This is a genomic window from Paenibacillus sp. EKM211P, assembly GCF_011066175.1.
In the GTDB taxonomy this organism is placed as follows: Bacteria; Bacillota; Bacilli; order Paenibacillales; family Paenibacillaceae; genus Paenibacillus; species Paenibacillus polymyxa.
Map to the genome: position 1 here is coordinate 106,870 of NZ_JAAMNS010000015.1, position 23,460 is coordinate 130,329.

Annotated in this window: 21 protein-coding genes; 8 read left to right on the top strand and 13 right to left on the bottom strand. The window is 46.8% G+C overall.

What is annotated here, in order from left to right; genetic code table 11:
* Positions 1-42: 42 nt before the first annotated feature.
* The 3 genes from G9G57_RS19665 to G9G57_RS19675 all read right to left on the bottom strand — a co-directional run bounded on the left by G9G57_RS19665 (position 43) and on the right by G9G57_RS19675 (position 2,234).
* Positions 43-1,377 (bottom strand): DRTGG domain-containing protein, encoded by a 1,335-nt coding sequence (locus G9G57_RS19665; RefSeq protein WP_013370334.1) that lies wholly within the window; start codon positions 1,375-1,377, stop codon positions 43-45.
* Positions 1,378-1,532: 155 nt separating this feature from the next.
* A complete protein-coding gene (locus G9G57_RS19670) occupies positions 1,533-1,817 on the bottom strand; it encodes a hypothetical protein (RefSeq protein ID WP_039276954.1) in 285 nt (94 codons plus the stop codon).
* 72 nt (positions 1,818-1,889) lie between these two features.
* Positions 1,890-2,234: a YlbF family regulator gene (locus G9G57_RS19675; protein WP_016819612.1), complete on the bottom strand. Its 345-nt coding sequence runs from the start codon at positions 2,232-2,234 to the stop codon at positions 1,890-1,892.
* 162 nt (positions 2,235-2,396) lie between these two features.
* Here G9G57_RS19675 and G9G57_RS19680 point away from each other — a divergent pair, with 162 nt between their 5' ends.
* From G9G57_RS19680 to G9G57_RS19705, 6 genes are read left to right on the top strand one after another with little or no spacing between them, the layout of a single operon-like run.
* The gene (locus tag G9G57_RS19680) at positions 2,397-3,776 is read left to right on the top strand and encodes a YheC/YheD family endospore coat-associated protein (RefSeq protein WP_016819611.1); all 1,380 of its coding nucleotides are present in this window, start codon (positions 2,397-2,399) and stop codon (positions 3,774-3,776) included.
* Positions 3,777-3,819: 43 nt separating this feature from the next.
* Positions 3,820-4,974, top strand: coding sequence for a YheC/YheD family endospore coat-associated protein (locus G9G57_RS19685; protein ID WP_017425917.1), 1,155 nt, complete (start codon positions 3,820-3,822; stop codon positions 4,972-4,974).
* A 12-nt stretch (positions 4,975-4,986) separates the two neighbouring features.
* On the top strand, positions 4,987-6,357 hold the full coding sequence (locus G9G57_RS19690; protein ID WP_016819609.1) for a YheC/YheD family endospore coat-associated protein: 1,371 nt from the start codon (positions 4,987-4,989) through the stop codon (positions 6,355-6,357).
* Positions 6,354-7,460 (top strand): YheC/YheD family endospore coat-associated protein, encoded by a 1,107-nt coding sequence (locus G9G57_RS19695; RefSeq protein WP_017425918.1) that lies wholly within the window; start codon positions 6,354-6,356, stop codon positions 7,458-7,460. Before G9G57_RS19690 ends, G9G57_RS19695 begins: the two co-directional genes overlap by 4 nt.
* 18 nt (positions 7,461-7,478) lie before the next feature.
* Entirely contained in the window at positions 7,479-7,994 is a 516-nt protein-coding gene (locus G9G57_RS19700) for a GNAT family N-acetyltransferase (protein ID WP_016819607.1), read from the top strand.
* Positions 7,976-9,154, top strand: a complete 1,179-nt coding sequence (locus tag G9G57_RS19705; RefSeq protein WP_017425919.1) for a YheC/YheD family endospore coat-associated protein — start codon at positions 7,976-7,978, stop codon at positions 9,152-9,154. The genes G9G57_RS19700 and G9G57_RS19705 overlap by 19 nt, the downstream gene beginning before the upstream one ends.
* A gap of 102 nt (positions 9,155-9,256) precedes the next feature.
* Here G9G57_RS19705 and G9G57_RS19710 read toward each other — a convergent pair whose 3' ends face one another.
* From G9G57_RS19710 to G9G57_RS19720, 3 genes are all read right to left on the bottom strand, one after another.
* Positions 9,257-9,958 carry an HAD family hydrolase gene (locus G9G57_RS19710; RefSeq protein ID WP_016819605.1) on the bottom strand — a complete coding sequence of 234 codons (702 nt, stop codon included), beginning with the start codon at positions 9,956-9,958 and terminating at the stop codon, positions 9,257-9,259.
* An 83-nt stretch (positions 9,959-10,041) separates the two neighbouring features.
* Positions 10,042-10,704: a class I SAM-dependent methyltransferase gene (locus G9G57_RS19715; protein ID WP_164965445.1), complete on the bottom strand. Its 663-nt coding sequence runs from the start codon at positions 10,702-10,704 to the stop codon at positions 10,042-10,044.
* 24 nt (positions 10,705-10,728) lie between these two features.
* Positions 10,729-13,572, bottom strand: a complete 2,844-nt coding sequence (locus G9G57_RS19720; protein ID WP_164965446.1) for a bifunctional glycosyltransferase/class I SAM-dependent methyltransferase — start codon at positions 13,570-13,572, stop codon at positions 10,729-10,731.
* A gap of 394 nt (positions 13,573-13,966) precedes the next feature.
* Between G9G57_RS19720 and G9G57_RS19725 the strand changes: the two genes are divergently transcribed.
* Positions 13,967-15,040, top strand: a complete 1,074-nt coding sequence (locus tag G9G57_RS19725) for a glycosyltransferase family 2 protein (protein WP_016819602.1) — start codon at positions 13,967-13,969, stop codon at positions 15,038-15,040.
* 162 nt (positions 15,041-15,202) lie between these two features.
* Here the strand turns inward: G9G57_RS19725 and G9G57_RS19730 are convergent, their stop codons facing one another.
* From G9G57_RS19730 to G9G57_RS19760, 7 genes are all read right to left on the bottom strand, one after another.
* Positions 15,203-15,772 (bottom strand): manganese catalase family protein, encoded by a 570-nt coding sequence (locus G9G57_RS19730; RefSeq protein WP_016819601.1) that lies wholly within the window; start codon positions 15,770-15,772, stop codon positions 15,203-15,205.
* 40 nt (positions 15,773-15,812) lie between these two features.
* Positions 15,813-16,295 (bottom strand): spore coat protein CotJB, encoded by a 483-nt coding sequence (locus G9G57_RS26245; RefSeq protein WP_016819600.1) that lies wholly within the window; start codon positions 16,293-16,295, stop codon positions 15,813-15,815.
* Position 16,296: 1 nt separating this feature from the next.
* Complete coding sequence (locus tag G9G57_RS19740; RefSeq protein WP_016819599.1) at positions 16,297-16,521, bottom strand: spore coat associated protein CotJA; 225 nt, start codon at positions 16,519-16,521, stop codon at positions 16,297-16,299.
* Positions 16,522-16,814: 293 nt separating this feature from the next.
* Positions 16,815-18,173, bottom strand: a complete 1,359-nt coding sequence (locus G9G57_RS19745; protein WP_016819598.1) for a hemolysin family protein — start codon at positions 18,171-18,173, stop codon at positions 16,815-16,817.
* A gap of 106 nt (positions 18,174-18,279) precedes the next feature.
* Complete coding sequence (gene yfkAB / locus G9G57_RS19750) at positions 18,280-19,410, bottom strand: radical SAM/CxCxxxxC motif protein YfkAB (RefSeq protein WP_164965447.1); 1,131 nt, start codon at positions 19,408-19,410, stop codon at positions 18,280-18,282.
* A 97-nt stretch (positions 19,411-19,507) separates the two neighbouring features.
* Positions 19,508-20,668, bottom strand: coding sequence for an HD-GYP domain-containing protein (locus G9G57_RS19755; RefSeq protein ID WP_017425923.1), 1,161 nt, complete (start codon positions 20,666-20,668; stop codon positions 19,508-19,510).
* Positions 20,622-22,076 (bottom strand): bifunctional metallophosphatase/5'-nucleotidase, encoded by a 1,455-nt coding sequence (locus G9G57_RS19760; RefSeq protein WP_019686831.1) that lies wholly within the window; start codon positions 22,074-22,076, stop codon positions 20,622-20,624. The genes G9G57_RS19755 and G9G57_RS19760 overlap by 47 nt, the downstream gene beginning before the upstream one ends.
* Positions 22,077-22,349: 273 nt before the next feature.
* On the opposite strand from G9G57_RS19760, the gene G9G57_RS19765 reads away from it, so the two are divergent.
* On the top strand, positions 22,350-23,414 hold the full coding sequence (locus tag G9G57_RS19765) for an HD-GYP domain-containing protein (protein ID WP_016819594.1): 1,065 nt from the start codon (positions 22,350-22,352) through the stop codon (positions 23,412-23,414).
* The last annotated feature ends 46 nt before the right edge of the window (positions 23,415-23,460 follow it).

The window sequence follows — 23,460 nt, forward strand, 5'->3', positions numbered from 1 at the left end:
CGATCTATTTAACTCCATCTTCTGCTCCAATCCAGAGGTGGATTAACCATGTTCAATGGATTGAAGCGTCATCACTGCTTTGCACACCAAATGATTTTCCCGAGAAATCGCAATTTCTAGCTTGCAGGTGCGGCGACTCATCTCAAGCAGTAAAGGACGAAGAACGACAGCATCCTCAATCTGTACTGGTCGAATAAAATAAGTTGTCAAATTATCCAGCACATAATCCTTGCCGCTCATATCTCTAGCTGCCCGGTAGCCCGCTTGTGTCATCACGTTGACCAGTACGCCTTCCGAGATCGTCCCTAAATTGGTAGCCATCTGTGGAATGATAAAGCCGCGAAAAAATAATGATCCGTCCTCATTACGCTCCTCAGCAAAACCGTTCCAGATCAGCTGGTCGAACGTCTCGCCAAGTTGTGGCTGCTTTTGGGCGTTACGCAGCGCCTCCAGCACCTCACGCCGTGTAACGGACCCGAGCAGCTTACGGTTGCGGTCCACGACCGGCAAGTAATCTACACCTTCCCATGCCATCATTTGAGCAGCAGAAGCCAGCGAGGTCTGGTAGGTGACCGTAATTGGGTTACGGATCATACATTTATCCATCGTATGCTCAGGTTGAAGTCCTTCCACATCTTTACGGCTGACGATACCAATTAAACGATTCCATTCATCCACTATGGCAAAATGATGATATCCCGTGGTCGCTGATAGCTCTTCAAATTCGGTCAGCGTGCTGTTGATTTTCAAGGTCAGCGTCTTCGGTTTGCTGGCCGCAATGTCTTCAATCAACATAATTTTCTTTTTGATCAAGCGGTCAAATATCGCCCTATTAATCATAGAAGCCACGGTAAATGTATCATGACGCGAGGAAATAATCGGCAGACTGATCTGGTCTGCAAGCTGCTTAACCTCCCGACTCGTACCGAACCCCCCTGTAATCAGCACACCTGCTCCTTGCTCTAATGCAAGCGAATGCGCATCCTCTCGGTTACCTACGATCAGCAAACTGCCTGCGTCAATATAACGAGCCATGGCTTCCTCACGCATCGCCCCAATCACATACTTGTGCAGCGGCTTCTCGAGCCCCTCGCTTCCGCCCAGCACATGTCCCTCTACAATATTCACAACATCCGCAAAGGTCAGCTGCTCAGACAAGCCGCGTGGACGCTTCTCCACTCGTACTGTTCCGATCCGTTCCTTGGTAATGACAATTCCCAAATTCTCTGCTTCTTTCACAGCCCGATAAGCCGTGCCTTCGCTAACGCTCATTTCTTTAGCCAACCTGCGTACAGAAATTTTGGAGCCTATTTTTAACTGCTCGATATGACGCAATAGCTGCTCATGCTTCGTAACTGTTTCATCTAGCCCGTCCAACTCTGTTACACCCCCAACGTTCAATCTGTATCATTCTGTATCTATTATACCACAAAACCCCTTTGTTTTAGACCCTTGTTATTAGGATATCTTTGCTTTGAAAATAACAAAAAAGCGGTCCCTTGTTACAAGAGACCGCTTCGTACTAGAAACACTTACAACATATTGCCTTTGTCAGCTTTATTATCCCATTTCATCTGCCACTGCTGCATTTTGGCCCGTCGCACACGCTCCAGCGTTTTACGCTTTTCCTCATCTACACCCAGCAAAAAATGCAGGTTCGCTCCGATGACAAGCAACGCAAAAAGTACCCATACCATCCCAAAGCCGTTGACCCAATTCAAACCACCTGCCAACGAGATGCGTGGTAATGCGACCAATACCATAGCCAATGCAATCAGTGTGTACAAACCGTGTTTCCATTTTTTAAATGAACCCAATCGTATCCCTTCCTCTCCCTGTGACTCTATGTATCTAGTCTATGAGAGGACAGGAAGGAATATGAGACAAACTTACAGAGACGAACCGTACAAATGTTGAAGACTGTCCGCAATAATCTTATTTACGTCCTCAATAATCACGCTCAAGCGACGTTCAGCGTCGAACAGACGACGGATGTTGAGGTTCAAGCTGAGTACCTCGAACATTTTTTCCATCTTTTCCATCTCTTCCTGTGCTGGCATATCGCCGCTCATCATCCGCTGTTGCACTTCCATTTGGCGTTCACGGAAATCGTCGAGCATTTTCTTGGCTTCTGGATCCGTTTCAATCAGCTTCATCGCTGACGTAATTTCCTCTACCTCTTTGCTTTCTTTCAATGCTTTTGCTAAATCATGGGCTTTGTCATAGATATTCATGATTGTTCATTCCTCCATTACAAGTTTTGTGTCAACATTTCACATTGTCCGTCAATCACCAAGGTATATATGTCCTCATATGATGAATCAGTGCTATTACAGCCCATTCACGTTTCCCGTTACTTTCAAGACATCAAGTTGCTGCCCGGAAGGAGATCCACGATGTCCATCAAAAAAACAACGATTCAAATCATCGGATCGGGCATCTTGCAGGATGACGTACTCATGGTCGGCGAGTCCCTGCTTCGCAAATGGAAAATATCCGCAGGCCACCCCGTTCAGCTCGCCTTCGGTTCGTTCCGCCAAGAGGTTACCGTCATATCGGTACCCCGATACAGCGGTCTACGCGTGGGAAGCGTACTGGCCCGAAAAATGGGGCTTCATGCCAGTCATGACAGTTGTAATCTGCGAGTAACCTACAGCCGAGGCCGCCGGACACTTCGAGTGGGCCCACTTATTAGCGTGCTGGTTAGTCGGGATTATCCCGAACAACCCGACAAGCCTTTCGGGTCGATCACCCTGTTCTGCCGTGAACTAGTCGGGGAATGCCGCAGACAAGGAGCATATGTGTATTTCTTCACCCCGGAGCATATCGGAAGTCAGCCCGGGCGAGTTCAGGGATGGGTGTATGACGGAGGCTGGAAAAAGACGGTCATGCCTGCCGGCGATGTCGTCAATAACCGGCTTACCTCCCGTAAACTCGAGAACAGAACTAGCGTACAGCATTTCATGAAAGAAGTAAAATCGCAGTACGGCACAGCCTTTTTTAATGAAAAGTTTTTGGATAAGAATGAAGTGTTTGATGCACTCAAATCGAATTCTTCCCTACGCAAGTATTTACCCGAGTCCCACTTGCTGCAAACCTTTGCCGTTTTCAAAAAAATGTGCACCCAGTATCCCTCTGTTTTTCTCAAACCCGTGCGCGGAAGCCTTGGTAAAGGCATCATGCGCATTAACAAGCAAACCGATGGTACCTTTTCAGTGCTATCCACGACAGCAGGCACACCCCGAAAGCAAACGTACGCCAATGTCGATAAACTGTACAAAAGCTTAGCGGGAAAAATGAAATCAACACGCTTTCAGCTGCAACAGGGTCTTACCTTGATTGATCACGGTAAACGTCCGGTCGATTTTCGCGCGCTTGTACAAAAAAATGCGTCTGGAACCTGGACCGTAACATCCATTGTCGCTCGGATCGCCGGAGGCAGCCACTTTGTATCCAATCTGGCAAGAGGCGGTACGCTCAGTACAGTCAAGGAAGCACTGGCCAAAACCACGCTGCCCGCAACTGTTAAATCGAATGGTCTTACCTCTCTTAAAACAGCAGCACTGGATATCGCAAGCGGAGTAGAAAAGGCAATTCCCGCCCATTTCGCGGAATTTGGTATTGATTTGGCGATTGACAGCACGGGGCGTATCTGGTTGCTGGAGGTCAATTCCAAACCATCAAAAAATGACAATACGCCGTTAAACGATCAGAAAACCCGCCCGTCCGTAAAAAAAATGATTGAATATTGCTGTTATTCAGCCGGATTCAAATGAATCCATCTCTTCCAGAGTCCGGCTGCCAAAGGAGCTGTTGTCGGTGTCTCTTGTTATGCCAGGCATGCTGGGCGTGCTTGTTAGCCGAAAGCAGGACGCTACTCCCCCTATTACCGAAGCCGACTTCTGCCGCAGGCTAAGCTTGTTGGGCAAGCGCTCTGGTATTAGCGTAATGGCGTTTACCGCCGAAGGAGTTTCACCTGAAGATCATTCCATACGGGGTTATGTTTATCGTGCTGGAGTATGGACATTTGGCCGCTTTCCCTTGCCGGATATTATTTATAACCGCTGTCTCCATATCCATGAGAGCCAGAATGTCAAGCGCACACTGGGAGACATAGCGGAGCAAAAGTCGCGCAAGCTCATCTACTGGTCGCGTAACTTGCCAGGCAAATGGCAGGTGTATCGCGCTCTGCATACGGTAGATAAAGTACGGCCCTTTGTACCGCCTACGGCCCCATACCGGGATACGACCCAGCTTGTGGAGTGGCTGCAACGCCATTCGGAGCTATTTATGAAACCACAGTCCGGAACACATGGCAAGGGCACGCTGTATCTCCGGCTGGCGGAAGGAGGGCAGGGACTGTACGTACAAGGCAGGAACTCCCAAAACCGCCCGTTCCGTCGCTTGTTTACTGAATTGGATGCAGGATTGTCATGGATTGACGGTATTGCACACAAACGCGCCTATATCGTGCAGCCTTATTTGAAATTAACAAGCCAAAGCAATCATCCCTTTGATGTTCGCGCGCTCATGCAAAAGGACGGCAACGGCTGTTGGCGCCTGACGGGCTTTGCCGTGAGGGAAGGCAGAAAAGGAACTCTGACTTCCAATCTGCACGGTGGGGGCGAAGCCCATCCGGCAGAGCCTTACCTTCGTGAACAATTTGGTGTGGACAGCACACGTCTCATCATCGGACAGATGATAGAGCTGTCCTTGACCATTGCCGGGGCGTTGGAGGAACGCTATGGCCGCCTTGGCGAGTTGGGAATTGATTATGGTATTGACCGGAGCGGGAATATCTGGCTGTTGGAGGTTAATTCCCGCCCTGGCCGGGCCTCCTTTTTTCAGACTCGTCAGCCAGAGTGCGCTTTTCGGTCGGTCAACCGCCCGCTCGAATATGCTCGATATTTAATGACCCATTCCAAAGCGACAGGGCCAAAGGGCGCGGGCGCCTCCCTTGAACATACGGTATAGGAGGATAAACAGATGAGTTTAACGCATTGCAATGTGCATTTCTCACAGCAGCCCGACAAGGTGGCGTATATATCCACTGCCTTGTTGAAAAGCCTTAAGTTATCTGGAGCCAAGTCCATTCGTCTGCGACTTGGCAAGGATCAGATTCCCGCAACAGTAAAACCCATTCAGAAGGCGGGACGTCATCTATACTTGACCTCCGGCTTGCGCAACGCAATCCGTGTTCCCAAAAGCGGGTCTATTTATTTGCGGAATCTGGACGGAGATGTTCAGCTTGGACCGTTGATTGGAGTATTGTCTGATGCTACTAACTCCACCACCCGCCCTTTCGGATCACGCACAGGCTTTATTAAACAACTTTTGAAGGAAGGCAGCAAAAAATCTTATATTTTTGCCTTCACCCCACGGGATATCAACTGGCAAAATGATACGATTAACGGCTATTTCCTGTCATCCAGCGGGGAGTTTACACGTAAACTCGTACCTCTGCCGGACGTAATTTATAATCGTTTGCCGAGCCGCCGCTCAGATTTTTCCCCAGCGATTAATCAACTACGCGAACGCTTTTCCCGCAAACGAATTCCTTTCTTTAACTGGAGCTTTTTCAATAAATCCGATATCTATCATCTGCTAGAAAATAATCCAGAGGTTAACCGTTATGTCCCTGAATCCTATATGAATCCCAGCTCTGAACGTATCCGAGGTATGCTGGAGCGGCATCAATTTGCTTATTATAAGCCAAGTAGCGGCAGTCTGGGCAAAGGAATCTATCGTCTGTCCTATGTCCCCAAGCAAGGATACTATGTGAGGTATCGGAAGAAAAATAGCAATGTACTGCTGCGGTTTACCACTTTTAACTCCATGCTGCGGATGCTTCACTCCAATAAGGGACAGACGCTAAAAGGCTACGTCATTCAGCAGGGCATTCAGCTGATCGAGATTGATAATTGCCCGATTGATTTCCGGTTTCATATGCACAAAGACGGCAATAACCAATGGGTCGTCGTTGGCATTGGAGCCAAAAAAGCCGGACGTGGCAGTGTCACGACTCATATCAAAAACGGCGGTTCCCTGATGACACCCGAGCAAGCGCTCGGTCGGGTATTCGGAGACCGAGCGGGTGAAGTGCTTCAACGTGCCAAGAATGTAGCAGTTACGCTAGCAGAAGCCATTGAATATCACCACCAGCATCTACTGGGTGAAATCGGATTCGACCTGGGCATTGATCAGGATGAAAAGGTATGGATGTTTGAAGCCAATTCTAAGCCAGGTCGATCCATTTTTCAGCATCCATCGTTGCGTGCGGAGGGTAAAGCATCCGTGGAGCATATTTTGGACCACTGTCTTTACCTCAGTAAATTCCGCAGAAAAGAGGAACTATGAATACCCGGGCGGAGCAAAAACCAGTTGTTGCTGTATTGACAGTGCACGACGATGAACAATTTTTCAAGGGAAATCAGCGAAACTTCAGGGATATTCTAGAAACGGGAACGCGCATGGGGTATCAGGTGTACATTGTTACTGTCAGGGACTTGAAGCTGGCAGATGAAACAGTGAAGGGCTACATCTACAACAAAAACTCACAGATATGGGAGGAACAAGATTTCCCATCTCCACAGGTCATTTATAATCGTATCCCCAACCGTAATTATGAACTTAAAACTTCTGTGCGCGCAAAGCTGGATGAAATTTCACATGCCTCAGGTGTTGAGCTGTACAATCCGGGCTTTTTTAACAAATGGGAACTGTTCAAATGGCTCCGTACCTCGGAATCCACTCGTCAGCTTGTTCCAATTACCAAACGGTTGAGCAACCTGTCTTCCTTAGGAAAAATGCTGTCTGCATATCCATACCTGTATCTCAAACCGGAAAACGGTAAAGCCGGAAAGGGAATTATGATTCTCAGATTCAACCCTGAGCATCTGATGGCATACAGATTGACCATTCAACATGACAAAAAAAGCATAACCTACCGATCTGTATCCTTGTCTCGGTTATGGGGACGTATTCGCCGAGAAACAGGCAACTCGCCTTATATCATTCAGCAGGGTATCGATCTGGCAACCTATCAGAAAAAGCCCTTCGATTTGCGGCTTCTGGTGCAAAAAAATGCCCGTGGCGCATGGAGCATTACCGGAGTAGGCGCCAGACTAGCGGGTAAGGGAAGTATTACAACACATGTTCCGCGTGGGGGAAGTGTGGAGGATCCGTTCAAGCTGCTATCCTCAATCTTTGGACCTGAGGACAGCACAGATTTGCTGGATAAGGTTAAAAGTACGGCCATTCAGATTGCACGTCAAATTGAACGCGCATCCGGTCTTTCTCACGGTGAAATGTCTATGGATTTGGGCGTAGACACACTCGGGACCCTCTGGTTTTTTGAAGCCAATGCCAAACCGATGAAATTCGACGAGCCCGAAATCCGTCAAAAATCACTTAGACGTATATTTCAATACAGCTCCTTTTTGGCCGAACGAATGAAATAATCTCAAGGAAGTGGAATCATGCCGCAAATTAGCGATGTTCAACATTTGCCTGCCCGGAGTTGGGTACTGAGACGACGACAGTTGCTGTTTCTGGCTCGCAGTTCGGGCGGCATGCGCATTACTCGCAATGCTCTGCGGCAGTTGGCTGTTTTAACGCCGGAGCAATTGAACACCCCTGGCTCCTCCCTCCTGTGCGCATATGTGCGCACGGAGAAGGGGCTACGGATTGCGGGATTTTCCCTCGCTCTGAATTATGGGAAAGATGCTTGCATCGTGATTGTTCGTCCGCTTTACCGGGGCCGCAGACTGGGCGCTAGACTGCTGTCCGCCCAGCTCCAACAGCTGCGCCGTCTGACGTGCAGCGTAGCCACCGACAATATGGCCAGTCTCAAAACCTGTTTCGGCGCTGGACTTATTGCGCATGAAATGACGACTGGACCGACGGGAAAGCCCACGCTGATATTTTGTGGGGAGTTGTCCGAAGATGAGCAGACGGCAGAGGAAGGTGGAATGCTGTGCCAAAACCTGTCCTAGGCATCATGACTTTGTATTTGAACAGTAAGAAGCAACTGGAGGAACGTGACATATATGAACGCATGATCGCAGAAGGCAAAAGGCTGGGGCTGGATATGTATGTATTCACTCCTGCGGATGTCCATAAGGATCGCAGACTGCTCCTTGCCCAAATTTATGATCCACATAGCGGTAAATGGACTCGAAAATGGCGAGAATTTCCGGATATGATTTTCGACCGCTGCCGAGTGCAGCGCAGTGAGCGGTATCGTCAATTAAAGAAATTCCGATTGCAGTATACAGACCTTGTTTATTTAAACCGACCGCTGAGCAATAAATGGGCCATTCATCAGCAGCTTGCGAGAAAGGCTGCCTTTCGCCCCCATCTGCCTGCAACAGAGCCGTTCGATGGATTTCATAGTGTAAAGCGAATGCTCAAACAGAATTCACTAGTATACCTCAAGCCAATTAACGGCACAGGAGGCCGCGGCATTTTACGCATTGAGCCTGTTAACAAGCAGAGTGGCCTGTATCTGATTGAGGGACGCAATCGCAAGCGCCATATTATTCCCCAGCAACGGGTACGTCTGGATCGTCTGGAGCCGCGTCTGAGCAGCTGGAACATGGATAACTATATTGTTCAGGAAGGCATTCCTGTGCAGTTGCCGAATGGCAGGGTCCATGATTACCGTATGCTGGTACAGAAAAATAGCCAGGGAGTATGGGAGCTAACGGGATGTGCCGGGCGCATCGGTGCACATCGGAGTGTCACTTCCAACCTGCATGGCGGAGGCAAGGCAGTACCGATGAAGCAATTGCTGACGCAATGGATTCGTGATGAAGGCCACAGAGAGAAAATCATCAAGCAAGGGGAAAAGCTCGGACTGGACATTGCTGCATATCTGGAAGAAAGCTATGGGGCATTATGTGAGCTTGCGCTCGATTTGGCAATTAATAAGGACGGTCATATCTACGTGCTTGAGGTCAACCCGAAGCCGGCTCGCGAGGTATTTTCACGCATTGGCGAAAAAGAAACCTATCGTCGTGCCATCACCAAACCTATGGAATATGCCCTATGGGTCTACCACACTCAGATTAATCCGAAGCCACAGACGGAACAAAAAGCAGAAGAACAAACAGAAGATAAGACAGAAAGTAAAACAAAGGAAGGCTCCGCCTAAGTGGCTGCCTTCCTTTGTTTTGTTATCTGCTTAACATCGTTTGCATGTATTATTTATATGGTACGCCACAGCGATTTATAACTCTTATCTGCGTTTTCACCGTTACTCTGCGTTTTTATAAAGCGTAAGCAACTGCGTAAAGTCTGTAATAATCGCATCGGACCCTTCCAACTCATCATTCACACCAAATCCAGCATAAGCACAGCCGATCACCGTCTGTCCGTTCTTTTTGCCAGCTTCCACATCTGAGGAACGATCTCCTACCATCCATACATTCGAAATATCGTGCTTGCTCAACAGAATTTCTAGCAAATTCACTTTGGAAAGCGTACTGTATTCCCCAGCGCTGTACAGTCCTTCAAAAATAGGAACCATTTCATACGCTGCAGCGATCCCCTTTACGTAGTCCTCCAGCCCGTTACTGGCTACGAATAATCGGACACCTTGCTCATGAAGTGCCTGAAGTGTTTCTTTTACATGTGGATACAGAGCATGACTTCCATTCTTCAACCCCTCCAGCTCCAGCTGAAGCAACAACTCGTCCGCTCTTCTGTGAGCTGCTTCACTAGCTTCTGGCATCACTCTTCTCCAGATTTCATCCAGCAGCATACCCAAACTATTCAAAATAAGCTCCTCGGGAGGTGTCTCTCCTTCATAAAGCCCTTCGGCGCGCAGCGTATCAAACAGCTTGTGGTACGCAGGAAGCAATAGCGTCTCTGTCTGAAAAAGCGTACCGTCCATATCAAATACCATAGCCTCAGGTTTCTTCAACACAGGTGCATTGTTCATGTAGTTATCAGTCATTCCTTTCCTATGTAAGTTTACACTCCAACCCCTCTCATGATAAGCAATAAGAGAGGTCTGTGTAAACCTCATTGCGCATACCGTTAACTCTTATATTTTTTTAGAACAGTCCTAAAACAATGTAAACCGCCCCACATGTCTGTGTGTAGAGCCCCCCGTGGAAGCTTAAGATCCACACCACTCCAATACGAAAACCCCGCTTCTTCTATCCATTGTTCCATCGTTGAAAGATCCACTGTAGGATAATCAAATGTCAGTAGAAGCATGCCGTCATCCCGTAAAGTTCGGTGAAATTCACGCAAGGCTGCCAAAGATTCATCGGGGGTTAAGTGCTCCAACACTGATATACATACAATTTTGTCAAAACTGGAATCTTCATAGGGCAATGCGGTCAGATTGGCATGGGTGGAGTGGAGACGAACCGGTAAAATCTCCTGAATGCGCTCAGCGGCCTCCTCCCCAATATCCTGCCGCACCTCGGCCAAGATAGCATCTACAGAAACGATGCGTATATCCAGATCGCAGGCATAGACCTGAGCGCAACGGCGGGCCAGCTCAAATTTAAATGGATGAGGGATTCCACATGCCGCGTCCAATACTGTATCTTGCCCGGACATAAATTGAAGACACCACTCATACTCATAGGGACGACTCCACCAGCTTTGAGGGAGTCTGTAAATCATGTTAGACGAGTTGGGATCAGAATATACAAAAAAGCGAGACAGATACGGGTCAGCCATATTCATGAATGTAGCCTCCTTTGGAGATGTTTAGATTACTCTTGCTACACAGCATAATTCATGACCCCGTTTCTCACCTTGAAGCTTAGCCAACAATCCCATTTGCTCTGTAAAGGCAAGCTCACCATACAAAGGATGTGCTTGCAGCAAGGCATCCAAACCAGCAGGAAGCTGGCGGGTGAACAAAGCCACCGGGCGCAAGCCGGACTTTTCCAGCAAGAGCGTCAGTGTATGATCCGAATAATGGTACAAATGATCTTCCTCCGTAAATAAAGGTGAGTGAACGCCATAAGCCTCGTTGGTAAACGAGTTTTTATTGGGCACCGTAATATATAACGTTCCGTCAGGTTGAAGCTGTTCACGCAAATCCGTCAAAAATGCGACCGGGTCCGCGATATGCTCCAGCACATGCCAGCATGCGATGGCTTCGTATTGGTGCTCCAGAGGTAAGTCGGCTTCTTCCTCTAAACTTTCAGTCTCAATCGCTTCCTGATCTTTATAATCTTGATTAATTTCTAGAGATTGTTGAATTTGAGCATCTAGCTCTGTTTCACCGTTCCAATAACCCGGTAATAATTCCACCTCATATTTGCACTTGGCATAGGCACGCGATTCACTGGACGGCTCAATGCCCACTGCATTCCAGCCAGCTTGAAGGGCAGCATGGATAAATTCTCCAGTTCCTGAACCAATCTCAAGTAGCTTTCCTTTTTTGGGACTGAACATATCGAGCAACATAAGTCCAAAAAGCGCATGATCCCCATAGGTAGACGCCGCTGCACTATCCCGCATAGCAACCCAATTGGCATTATAAATCTCTGCTATCATTTTCTCAGACTGAATATGATCCACATCCTTACGAAAAACCAATCCACAGAAGCCGCATCCCATCAAGGTAAAGTGTTCATAATTGTGAAATACTATCGTGTCGGCTGAGCCACACAATTTGCATTTTACGCTCTGTTCTGCTCCTCTCCCCTTCTCCTTACCATAAGAAATAACCTTGGCTTCACCTTTAATTTGGAGATCGGATTTGTTCATGACCTGTACACTGGCCACCTTGGCGACATCCAAGGCGTTCACCTGATGGTCAGGTTCATATTCTGATGTAGGTTCTTTTTCTGTATTTTTGTTGTCCTGATCCACCCAGAGCGTAAGTCGTGGGTTCGGGTCCAAAATGGATTCATATTGCTCTTTCCATCCATAACGAGCACTTGGGTCAAGCAGCTGGTACCGCTCAAATTTAGCCATGCGAATAGCAGGTGTATACCAACCCCAATGTTGAATACGGTAGTTGCTGATCTCTGTGGGAAGGTCAAGTACATTTTCGGGTAATCTCCCACAGTGCAAGGACTGCTCCTTCCATTTATAAGGGAACCCCTCTTTATATCGAATTAAAAAAGGACGGTAATACCGATGAGCCTGCCAATAGTCATCATCACGGTAATGCGTCGAAGACCACATATCAAACAACCTGAAACAAATCGTATCCGCTTTCGTTCCCGCTAACAAAGAATGTACCCCTTGGGCAAAGCGGGATTCGAACATTTCGTCAGCATCCATGCTTAATATCCATTCGGGAGAAGAAGCCAATGTCTCTCTCCACTGCTGCTTTCGAAGTTCGACTTCATTGATAAAAGAGGGTGTTTCATTGCGGATCAGACGTAGAGGGATTCCTTGTAAGATTTCCCGGCACAACGCTCCGCTATCGTCATGACTACCATCATCAATAATGACTGCTTCATCAATGTATTCCCGGTGACTCAGCAGCACGTCTGTAAGCTTGCGATCTGCCTCATTGCATACCGTCATGGTCAGCGTCAATTTAGGATTAGAGACAGGCGGTGTATAAAGCTCACTTTGTCGTGGACCAGTGAACGCCGGGGGTACAACAAACGAATCTGCCGTGTACTTGGCAAAGACAGCAGTTTCGCGGAGATCATCGGGTATAACTGGAGCTTCATTGAATTTAGGGGTTCTTGACGATGCTGGACGATTGAAGGCTGGAGAGCTTGGAGAAATATCGGAGTGTTCCGCATGTGTTACATGCTCTGGGCGGTTCGATGTAAAGTACTTTAGGGTGAATAATAGCTGTTCTGCCTTCATTCGATCGGCTTCCCGATATAGATGCATTGCCGGATAGTGTGTGTCTACAAAAAGTGGAAATCCAAATGCAGCCGCTCGAATACAAAAATGTCGATCTTCTCCCCAATAAGAAACATTTTTGATTTTACCAAAATGAATCCCTGCTTCCAGCGCCCGTCTGCGGATTAAGGTACACGCGCCTAGACCACCCACCTCATACAAACCTGGAACATGCAACTGGTGTATAAAATGCAATTCACGTTGCGCTCGCTCCTCTGCCGACAACACTTCGCCATCTTCACGATGGAACAAGTTATATTCATCACTAACCCACACTTGAGGCAATAGCGGTCCTTCCGGTTGCCAGCGTGTCCAGAAAATCTCTGATACAATATCCTTCTCCGTCTCCACCAACCTGCACAAGGTACGGGAATGGAGAACCAGGTCTGAATCGACCAGAAACAACGCGTCATAATTGTGCTGAAGTGCATAATCAATAAGACGATTTTTAAAGCCAGCCACTTTCCAGACAAGAGCAGGCGGCCAATAATGAGTGTGCTCATCACTTCGGGTTTCCACTTGCTGCGAGCCTGTTAACAAGGGTAAAACCCGTCCCGGAAGTCGATTGGAAAAGTCAACTAGCCACTGGCTTGAAATCGGATTGTCATTATCATCGACAAACAAATAATCCGGTAGTACGTCAGGTGCCTCCAGACGCTCCAATGCTTGAAGGAACAAAGACAAAATTTCCGGCTTCTGGTGCACCGGGCTGCCGATTAGTATACGCATGTGTCAACGCCTCCATCAGGCGGAAGCCTCATAACCATTCCCCCTCCATGTCCTAACGCATACCATAATTGCGACCAAGCGATATGGGAGTGAGCGTGGTATGAATGGACTTACACCTGGAAATATCAATGAAAACGACATCAATACAAAATACAATCTCCCCACTCAACGATAAAACCCATCCTGTCGCACATCCTAACCCGGAACGTCACCCACATCTTCAATCCATACCCTTCCCCCAAACATCCAGCTTTGATTTTCTAATTTATTAGAGCAGAACTGAATTTATGATCATCATATCCCCTTTACATGTTCAAGCCGAATTACTACATAATGAGCAAGCTATCCTAATAAAATGGAAATTATACCGAGTTTTTTGGGAGGGACAGAGAGCATGGTGACTGTCAGCTTATGTATGATTGTCAAAAACGAAGAAGAAGCCCTTCATACCTGTCTGAAATCAGTCCATGACCTGGTGGATGAAATCATTATCGTTGATACTGGATCTACCGATAGAACCCAAGAGGTCGCTGCATCATTCAACGCTCGGATATACAACTTTGAGTGGTGCGATGATTTCTCCGCTGCCCGTAATTATGCGTTTGATCAGGCCACGCAAGAATATCAATTTTGGCTGGATGCCGATGACATACTGGAAGAAAAAGATCGACTATCCTTTCTCAACTGGAAAAAACAAGCCACCCTCTCTTATGACAGCATTACAATGGATTATGTGCTATCCGTAGATGAACAAGGACAGCCGTTGTATAAGCTCAAAAGAAACCGAATTGTACGGCGTGATCGCAGATTCAGATGGACCGGATTTGTTCACGAGTTCCTGAATGTAACAGGCAGCATCTTTCATAGTAATATGGCGGTGACTCATAACAAAACACGAGCTTATACTGCTCGTAATTTGCACATATATCTCAAGCATCGGGAGCAGGGCACCGTATTTTCTGAACGAGATCACTACTACTTCGCCAATGAATTATATGATAACGGACGCACACTAGAAGCCATTCAGCAGTACGAACATTATCTAGGGCTAAATCAAGGATGGATAGAAGATCGGATTGCTGCTTGCTTTAAGCTTGCGGATTGCTACGGTCGTCAAGCACAAAAACAGGAGCAACGGATGGCACTGCTCCGCACACTTACCCTCGATGTACCACGCGCCCAATTCTGCTGTGCTTTCGGCAATTTGTTCATTGAAGATGAGCAGTATGCTCAAGCCATTTATTGGTTTCGTCAGGCGACGCTGATTGAGCCCCCGCAAAATGTGATGGCCTTAACCAATTCGTCGTACTATACCTGGTTTCCACACTTGCAATTATGTCTCTGTTATGACCGAATCGGTGACATCGAAAAAGCAAAATCGCATCATCGCATAGCCCAGTTGCACCATCCTACTCATCCAAGTGTTTTATATAACGAGCAGTATTTTGCACAGCTAGACCAAAAATAATATTCTGTTGAGCGCCATTAAAAAAGTCGATTTCTTTTGTAGTAAATCGACTTTATTAGCTACAATCTGCTTTGTTTACAAGTTACTAGTTTTATAGATAGGAAAGGCCACCTGCACGTGATGCTTGCAGATGGCCTTTCCTATTCGTCATACAAGACTCCTTCAGAACACCTTTTTCCGGTCTCTTTCTCCCTTCAAAATTTCTACTGACTCACGGAAACGCAACGAATGAATCACCTCACGTTCACGCAGAAACTTCAAACTATCCTGCAAATCCACATCGTCTGTCAAATCAATCAGCCACTGATATGTAGCTCGCGCCTTTTCCTCTGCCGCAATATCCTCATACAGATCAGCAATCGGGTCACCTTTAGCTTGGATATAGGCCGCTGTAAAAGGCACTCCGGAAGCGTTTTGGTAAAATAACGCATGGTCGTGTGCCGCATAATATTCGCCTAGACCGGCTGCCTCCATTTGCTCCACACTCGCATCCTTGGTTAGCTTGTAAATCATAGTCGCAATCATCTCGAGGTGCGCAAATTCCTCAGTGCCGATGTCATTGAGTACACCGATCACTTTATCGGGAATCGTATACCGCTGATTCAGATAGCGCAATGCCGCTGCCAGCTCGCCATCCGCTCCGCCATACTGCTCCATCAGCAGTTTAGCCATATGAGGATCACATTTGCTGACACGTACGGGATATTGCAGTTTTTTCTCATATACCCACATTTATGTTCCTCCTTTATACAAAAGGTTGACGATTCCCTACCTATACCTGCCACGGCCAAGGTGATTGGCTCCACTCCCAAGGATACTTGGAATAGGCACGACCAAAATTCTGTAAGGGTCCATATAGGAGTTGATACTCGTTAGCAATCGCCGTTCTTTCCTGTGTCAGCTTGTTGAACTGTTCGATGGCCTGCAAATCATCCGGGTGTGTATCCAGATACAAATTCAGTTCCACCAGCACAAAATCCACCGCTTGGAGCTTCTCCAATAGCGCATAAAACTGGGCATCACCCGGCTTGGTTTGAGGCGCATAGGCTTGGGGCGTATAACCTTGGATCGGTTCTCTGGGTTGACTATAGTCCTGGGCTTGATTTTGATACTGGTTCTGATATTGATATTGGTTCTGGTATTGATATGAATTTGAATAAGGGCTTTGAGACTGATTCGGCTGTTGATGTCCACCCTCAGGCTGATTTGGCTGTTGGAATTGATTTGGGGACTGACCCTGATTTGGATTCTCCATTTTATTCGCCTCCCCCCTGGTTTCTCCTAGGCTCATAAGGACTGTAAAGCAATGGCCATAGCGTTCCTTTCGTCAGTGCTTCCTCTGGACTGAATTGTGGCAGACCAGGGGGCTGAAATTGTATAAACAAGTTTGGCGGGAGCACATAAGTCTTGCACAGAACGGGCGGACACGGATCGAACGGGCCGACAAACGGGGCATACTGACCTTGCTGTGGAAATTTCACGGGCCGGGACCTCCTTTAATTGATCCATCTGCTTTACTATTCAACATATGCCGCATCGCCCAAGTCTCGAACAAAAAAATAACGGATACAAATTTTTGTTCAAAGAAATAAACTATCGAACTGCTGCTCAAGCTGATTATGGCATCCTCCCCGCTATCTATATTTCGATTGAATTGCAGTAGTAACTAACTCAAAAAGAGCCTTTAAAACCACGATAACGTGGATTTAAAGGCTCTTTCTTTCAGCACTCTATATAACTACATATCTGAACTAATCATGGCTATCTCTGTGGATTAGGATTCCTCATCGTTAGAAAGCTCATCTTCAATGACAGGCTCAGTTTTACGGTGAATTTTCACTCTCATAATGCGAAGCCTTGTTGCTTCCTCCACTTCAAAGGTCAGATTATAAAACTCTATTTTCTTCCCTTTCACCGGACTGCCTTCCAATTCCTTGAACAGCCAGCCTCCGATGGAATCCACTTCGTCGTCTTCAATGTTCACTCCAGTTAAATCATTCACATCCTCAATGAGCATACGACCGTCCACAGAGATAAAGTCTTCCTTCATTTCCACGCTTGGACGTTCATCCTCAAACTCATCATAGAGATCCCCGACGATTTCCTCCAGAATTTCCTCCGCTGTCAGCAGACCGGCGGTTCCACCGTATTCATCCACCACGAGAGTCATTTGGGAATGCTTTTTCTGCATAAGGCGTAGCACATGACTTACTTCCATGGACTCAGGCACGTTCAGAATAGGACGCACCACCGAGGCCAGATCCAGTTGCTCACCCTGCTCGGCTAACAGAAGATCTGTAATATGGACAAAACCGATAATCTGATCTTTATCCTCGACTGCTACCGGGTAACGGGAATGCTTGGTCTCACTGATAATCTTCAAATTTTCCTTAAACGACAAATTCGTGTACAAGCAATCCATATCAGTACGCGGCAACATGATTTCACGAGCAAGCAAGTCGGAAAAATCAAAGATATTATCCATCAGCTTGATTTCATCCTTATCGATTACACCACTCTTGGCGCTCTGATTCATCAATATACGGATCTCTTCCTCAGAATGTGCCGCTTCGGCTTCACTCGCCGGCTGAATGCCGAATGCCCGTAACAACATGTTTGCGGCAGCATTTAACACCCAGATTACAGGTAGAAAAACCTTATAAAAAAGCAGCAAGGGCGCCGATAAAAACAACGCCACACCTTCAGTCTTTTGAATCGCCAAAGACTTGGGAGCCAGTTCGCCCAATACAATATGCAAAAAAGTAATGACGCAAAATCCGACGACAACGGATACCGTTGTAATCAGTGTACCGTCAGTTACACCGAGTTTGTGCATGAGTGGCTCTATCAGGTAGCCGGATATTGCTGGCTCACCAATCCAGCCTAGCCCCAATGAGGCCAGCGTAATGCCCAATTGGGTGGCAGACAGATAAGCATCCAACTTTTGGTTCACCTTCAGCGCATAGCCTGCCAGGCGATGACCCTCACTTTGGAGCTGCGTCAATCGGGATTGGCGCATTTTGACCAGCGAAAACTCTGCGGCCACAAAAACACCGTTTAGAAAGACAAGCAGCAGTACCAAGAAGAGATTCACCCCTAGCAATCCCCAATGAAACTCGGTATGACCATCCAATACGAACTCCCCATTTCTTTAGTTAGCATTTTGCACCATTCGACTTGTAAGTTATTCAATTCAGTATTTATGATTGAAAACTGTAATTGTAATCATGTAAAAATGCTTATAATTGCAAAGCTTTTCTTGATTTAAAGTCTACACCCTTGTAATACATATCTGCTACGAGTAGATTCGGTCCGCAACACGCAGCCGCATCACAATGACAGTTCACGGTCTGATTTAGCGGATGCTCATTCAGCCATTCACCGAAAATATTATCTAGACTGTTTTCCTGAATGTTTCCGAAAGCTGGAATGTCTGCAAAATCCGTCACATATACGCTACCCGTGAACATATTCACATTTACACGGTTTCTTCCGTCTGGATCATTACGTACCGTAATATTCGGTTCTTGTCGCAAACGGCGAAGCAATTTACGGTCTTCCTCATGCTCTGAACAAGCAAAGAACGGTAGGGTACCAAATAACATCCACATGTCCTGATTTCGTACATCCAGCAGTTTATCAATCGAGTTTCGCATATCGTCAAGGGACAGTACAGGCAAGGCAGAAGCAAAATTCGACGCGTACATCGGGTGAACCTCATGCCGGCGGCATCCCATTTCGTTGATCAACTGATGAATGCCTCCTAGCTTCGTGTGTGTCCGATAATTAATCATGGACTCAGCTGAAATGAACATTCCCATTTCGCTCAATTTGCGTGCATTCTCTATCATTTTTTCATACAGGCGCACAGCACCCGCGCGTGGAGTCGGACGTCCGGTATTTGCAAATCCCACTTCATAAAAATCGTCAGCATTTAAATAATTAAACGATATATGCATGACATCCAGATACGGAAGCATCTTCTCATATCTTCTGATATCCAATGTCAGGTTGGAGTTAATTTGCGAACGAATACCGCGCTCTTTAGCATACTTCAACAGCGGAACGATCACATCGTCCACTGTTTTATCAAGCAATGCAGGTTCTCCGCCTGTAATACTTATTGTCTCCAGATGCTCAACTTCATCCAGCCGCTTCAGCATCAAATCTAAAGGAAGGAAAGGGGCCTCCTTCATAACCAGCATATCGCCGACAGCGCAATGCTCACAGCGCATATTACATAAATGTGTTACGGTCATTTCCACACTTGTAAGCAAATGACGACCATGTGTACGCAGTGAGACAATCGGGTCCCACGGATCATACGTTGGCGATATTTGGGGTAGTGTGTTATTTTGTAGAACTGTCATTATGTTTTCACCTTATTTCTGTTATTAACCTCAAAAGACGTATAATTATCATATCATGATGTGTAAAGTGCCTGCATGCTTTCTTCCACATCCTCTGCTAATCTACGCGTACTCCTCCGAAAGGGCCGGTAGCAGCGCCTAATGTATTTGTAATCATAACCGAAAGGGATACGGATAAATCCACATCATAAGGCGCCTTCAGTTCCTGCCCATCCCGGTCTCTTACAATACGAATGACAGGCCTTTGCGGGATTTTGGAATGTATACGCACTACGACTCCCTCTTCCCCTGTGTTGAGCATTACAGAAAGCCCCAGAGGGTAAATAGCTACACAGTCACGAAAGGCTTCCAGCATCCGCTGCTCATACAGCGTTCCTGCCCCGGCGTATAGCACCTCCATTGCTTCATAAGGCAACAAAGCCTGCTTGTAGATTCGACTTGCCGTCATCGCGTCATACGAGTCCGCCAGACCGATCCATTTCGCATATTCGTGGATTTGGTCCTTCTTCCAACCGTGTGGGTATCCACTACCGTCAATACGCTCATGATGCTGTAATGCACAATGAGCTGACAACAAGGGAATCCCGGGTTCGTCTTTAAGTAGCTTATAGCCGATCACTGTATGTGTTTTCATATGCTCATATTCCTCGTCCGTCAATTTACCCGGCTTATAGAGCACTTGAGGTGAAATCTTCATTTTACCGATATCGTGCAGTAATGAACCTATCCCTAGCTCCATGAGCTGATTATTATCGTAGCCATTGGATATCCCCAGGACTAGTGAATACAAGCATACATTCAAAGAATGATGATACAAATCCTGATCCGCGGCCCCGATATCCATCAACATAATGATGGCATCCTGGCGGCCTCCAATATCGTCCAGAATCGATTCCATGACCTTATAAAATGACTTGCCAAAATATTTGTGCTTATGATCTACGGAGTAGGATGACAAACCCTGAAACTGCTTTTTGATTTCCTGTAGCGCCGCCGCCCTTGTCTGTTCATGGATCATCTCGGGTATGACGATATCTTCTGTCACTGCATCCTCAATGTATACATATCCAATTCCGACTTGGCCTAGACGTTCAATCAATCGCGAAGTAAGCTCAACACCTTCCGAGAGCAGCACCATTCCATTTTCATTGTATATTTTTTTGCCCAGCTTCATGCCGGCTCTCAATAATGTAACAGGTACCAGTCGCAGCTTAATCCTCTCCCGATTGTTTTGATACCTGAAGCCACCTAGCTGCAAAACATTCTTCCATCGCGCCCGGACGCTTCAACTCCATTTCAATCAAATCCCGTAAAAATTCTGGAAGCATAAATTGGAGATCTGTTCCGTTCGCAAGCACCTTATAGCCTGCTTTGAAAGTGAACATATCCAACGTGCCCACTCTGTATTCCTCATCTTCTTCCAAGGGTTGACCCGCTACATGAATGTCCGTCACTTTTTCATAAGGAGCACGGTCCGGATCATACTGAATGGTCAACCCTTCCACACACATGGTGCCAAGTACTTTGCCTCTAAAGCCAAAGCCGGTCATGGGCTTGTCTGTAAATTCAGGCAGCAGGGACTGCTCCAGTGTCAACCGAATGTCTCTTCCCCGCAACTTCATAACACAGGGATTAATCGGCGATGGGCATAAGGAATGTAGTATTCCTTTGCTAATATCTCCTTGAGGCAACGGACCAAGCAGTTGACCTGCATTGACGAGGGCAATTTCGGTTCCTGTAAAATGGGATACCGATTGTGCCAGCAAATTCCCGAAAGGGGACTCCTCATTATAGGCGATCTCCAATTCCCGATCCGTTACTGCCACCGTGCTCTCCATGGCGCGTTCTGCTTGTCTGCGATGCAACACAATGGCCGATGCCACTTTTTCGTCCAGCAGCGTCTGATTCACAGGAACTACGCCGCCTGAGGTAACTCGAAACGGTTCAAGACTATGGTTACGGGTTAGTGTCACTTCACCGAGCAACGTTCCGAACTTCCCGGCCCCACATAGAACGGTGTTCCCAATCTGAAGCGGTTCCTCCAGCACATGGTGGGTGTGACCACCAAGAATAACGTCAATCTCAGGAAACTGGGACGCTAATGTCTCATCAGAGGGTAAACCCAGATGAGACATCACGACCACCACATCCACCTGCTTTCTGAGTGCCGCTATCTGCTTCCCCAGCACCTCAAACGGATCAAGCACATCCCAGCCCAACAATTGATAAAACTCTGTAAAAGGAGCCGTCACACCTAGTAAACCGATCTTGATTCCTGCTTTGTTCAAAATAACGGATTCCTTCATCCACGAAGGATTCCTCCCCGTAGCACGCTCTGTCAGATTGCCACATACAACTGGACAATGAATGCCTGCATATGCCTGTTCAATCATATCCGAGGTAAAAGTCAGTCCCTCATTATTACCGATCGTAATTGCATCGTATCCTGTCAGATTAATCACATCCACATTTGCCCCACCGAGCGTTCCTTCCGTTTCGGGGGCCATCCGATCCATGTGGTCTCCTATGTCCAGCACAAGAAGCGCATCCCCTGATGCAGCTCTTCGTTCATTGATCATCGCGGCTATCGAAGGCATACTGCCAAAATGACTATGGATATCATTGGTATGCAAAATGGTCAACGTTTGCCGAGTCGTCATCTCCATAACCGCCCTCCTCTATATTTTATATATCGACTTTGGAGCTTCTAATGTTTAAGCATACCATGTTATTTAGCAATATGGTACATATGAGGTGGACATAGATAGTGAAAATCATTGACATTACCTTCTATATGTAACTCAGAGGTGACGGGTCCTTGGGACCTATTTTACAGCTTGGAATAATAGTAAATTAGTCGTTGTCATCCCATATAATTCTTGATATATTAAGTTTGTTTCGTATTTTCGACAAATTTACGACAATAAGGAGGTTAGCGCATGAGAGTTCACGTTACCGATGCCAAGCCGGGCGATCGCCTCAAATCCGATACATACAATGGGCATGGTGTGCCTGTCATGATACAGGGCACCGAGCTTCAGCATGACGATATTTCCAAGCTCATTATGCACGGTGTCGATTATATCGACATTGATGCTGGTTCTACGAGCATTCCGGTTGGCTTTGCCCCCGATGTTCCAGCTTCCCCCGAGTCCCTTAAACGCGCCGTTCCCCTCATAGAGCAGACGATCAGCGGCTTTGAAAGCATGTTCCTCGAAGCTTCCTCAACTGGAAAATTTGATGAATATCGAGTTGATGAGCTCTTCGGCCCTCTCGTTTCAGAACTGGCTCGTCAAAAAGATGTCGTATCTCTGCTGTTAATTATGGAACGAGGAGACCACTATACCTATAATCATTCTCTCCAAGTAGGCATACTGTCATATTACATTGCCACTTGGCTAGGATATACAGAGGAAGAGGCATATGCCGCTGGTAAAGCTGGATATTTACACGATATAGGCAAGTCCATGATACCGGATGAGATTTTGAACAAACCGGGTAAACTGACACCTGAAGAATTTCATGAGATGAAAAAGCATTCTCTGTATGGCTATGATATTATTCGCAATTCAACCAGCGATGAGATTTCAGCAATCGTCGCCTTGCAGCATCACGAGCGCGAAGACGGAAGTGGGTACCCCCATGGACTGTTCAAGGAAGAAATTCATCCTTTTGCCAGCATAACAGCTGTTGCCGACGTATACAGCGCGATGATTTCCAATCGTGTGTATCAGACGAAGCAGGAGTTGCTGACTGTATTACGCGAGCTGCACAGTATGAGTTTTGGACATCTAAATCCAGAAACTACCCAAGTGTTCATCAGACATATGCTACCGAATTTTATTAATAAGCAAGTTCTATTGACTACAGGCCAGACAGGAACCATTATTCTGAACAATCCTGTGGATTACTTCAGACCGTTAGTAAGAATTAACGACGATGAATATATAGATTTATCCAGGGAACGCCATGTATCCATTGATGAGATTTATCTGGAATCCTGATCTGCCACTGCCACCCGGCGTTACTTTGTTTGTATGGAATGATTGT

Bases quoted from the DNA above. Each gene is read 5' to 3' on its own strand.
- G9G57_RS19675 (WP_016819612.1), bottom strand. From the start codon at position 2,234: ATGAATATCTATGACAAAGCCCATGATTTAGCAAAAGCATTGAAAGAA.
- G9G57_RS26245 (WP_016819600.1), bottom strand. From the start codon at position 16,295: ATGGAGAATCCAAATCAGGGTCAGTCCCCAAATCAATTCCAACAGCCA.
- G9G57_RS19680 (WP_016819611.1), top strand. From the start codon at position 2,397: ATGTCCATCAAAAAAACAACGATTCAAATCATCGGATCGGGCATCTTG.
- G9G57_RS19765 (WP_016819594.1), top strand. From the start codon at position 22,350: ATGAGAGTTCACGTTACCGATGCCAAGCCGGGCGATCGCCTCAAATCC.
- G9G57_RS19695 (WP_017425918.1), top strand. From the start codon at position 6,354: ATGAATACCCGGGCGGAGCAAAAACCAGTTGTTGCTGTATTGACAGTG.
- yfkAB (WP_164965447.1), bottom strand. From the start codon at position 19,410: ATGACAGTTCTACAAAATAACACACTACCCCAAATATCGCCAACGTAT.
- G9G57_RS19720 (WP_164965446.1), bottom strand. From the start codon at position 13,572: ATGCGTATACTAATCGGCAGCCCGGTGCACCAGAAGCCGGAAATTTTG.
- G9G57_RS19690 (WP_016819609.1), top strand. From the start codon at position 4,987: ATGAGTTTAACGCATTGCAATGTGCATTTCTCACAGCAGCCCGACAAG.
- G9G57_RS19760 (WP_019686831.1), bottom strand. From the start codon at position 22,076: ATGGAGATGACGACTCGGCAAACGTTGACCATTTTGCATACCAATGAT.
- G9G57_RS19725 (WP_016819602.1), top strand. From the start codon at position 13,967: ATGGTGACTGTCAGCTTATGTATGATTGTCAAAAACGAAGAAGAAGCC.
- G9G57_RS19700 (WP_016819607.1), top strand. From the start codon at position 7,479: ATGCCGCAAATTAGCGATGTTCAACATTTGCCTGCCCGGAGTTGGGTA.
- G9G57_RS19710 (WP_016819605.1), bottom strand. From the start codon at position 9,958: ATGACTGATAACTACATGAACAATGCACCTGTGTTGAAGAAACCTGAG.
- G9G57_RS19730 (WP_016819601.1), bottom strand. From the start codon at position 15,772: ATGTGGGTATATGAGAAAAAACTGCAATATCCCGTACGTGTCAGCAAA.
- G9G57_RS19715 (WP_164965445.1), bottom strand. From the start codon at position 10,704: ATGAATATGGCTGACCCGTATCTGTCTCGCTTTTTTGTATATTCTGAT.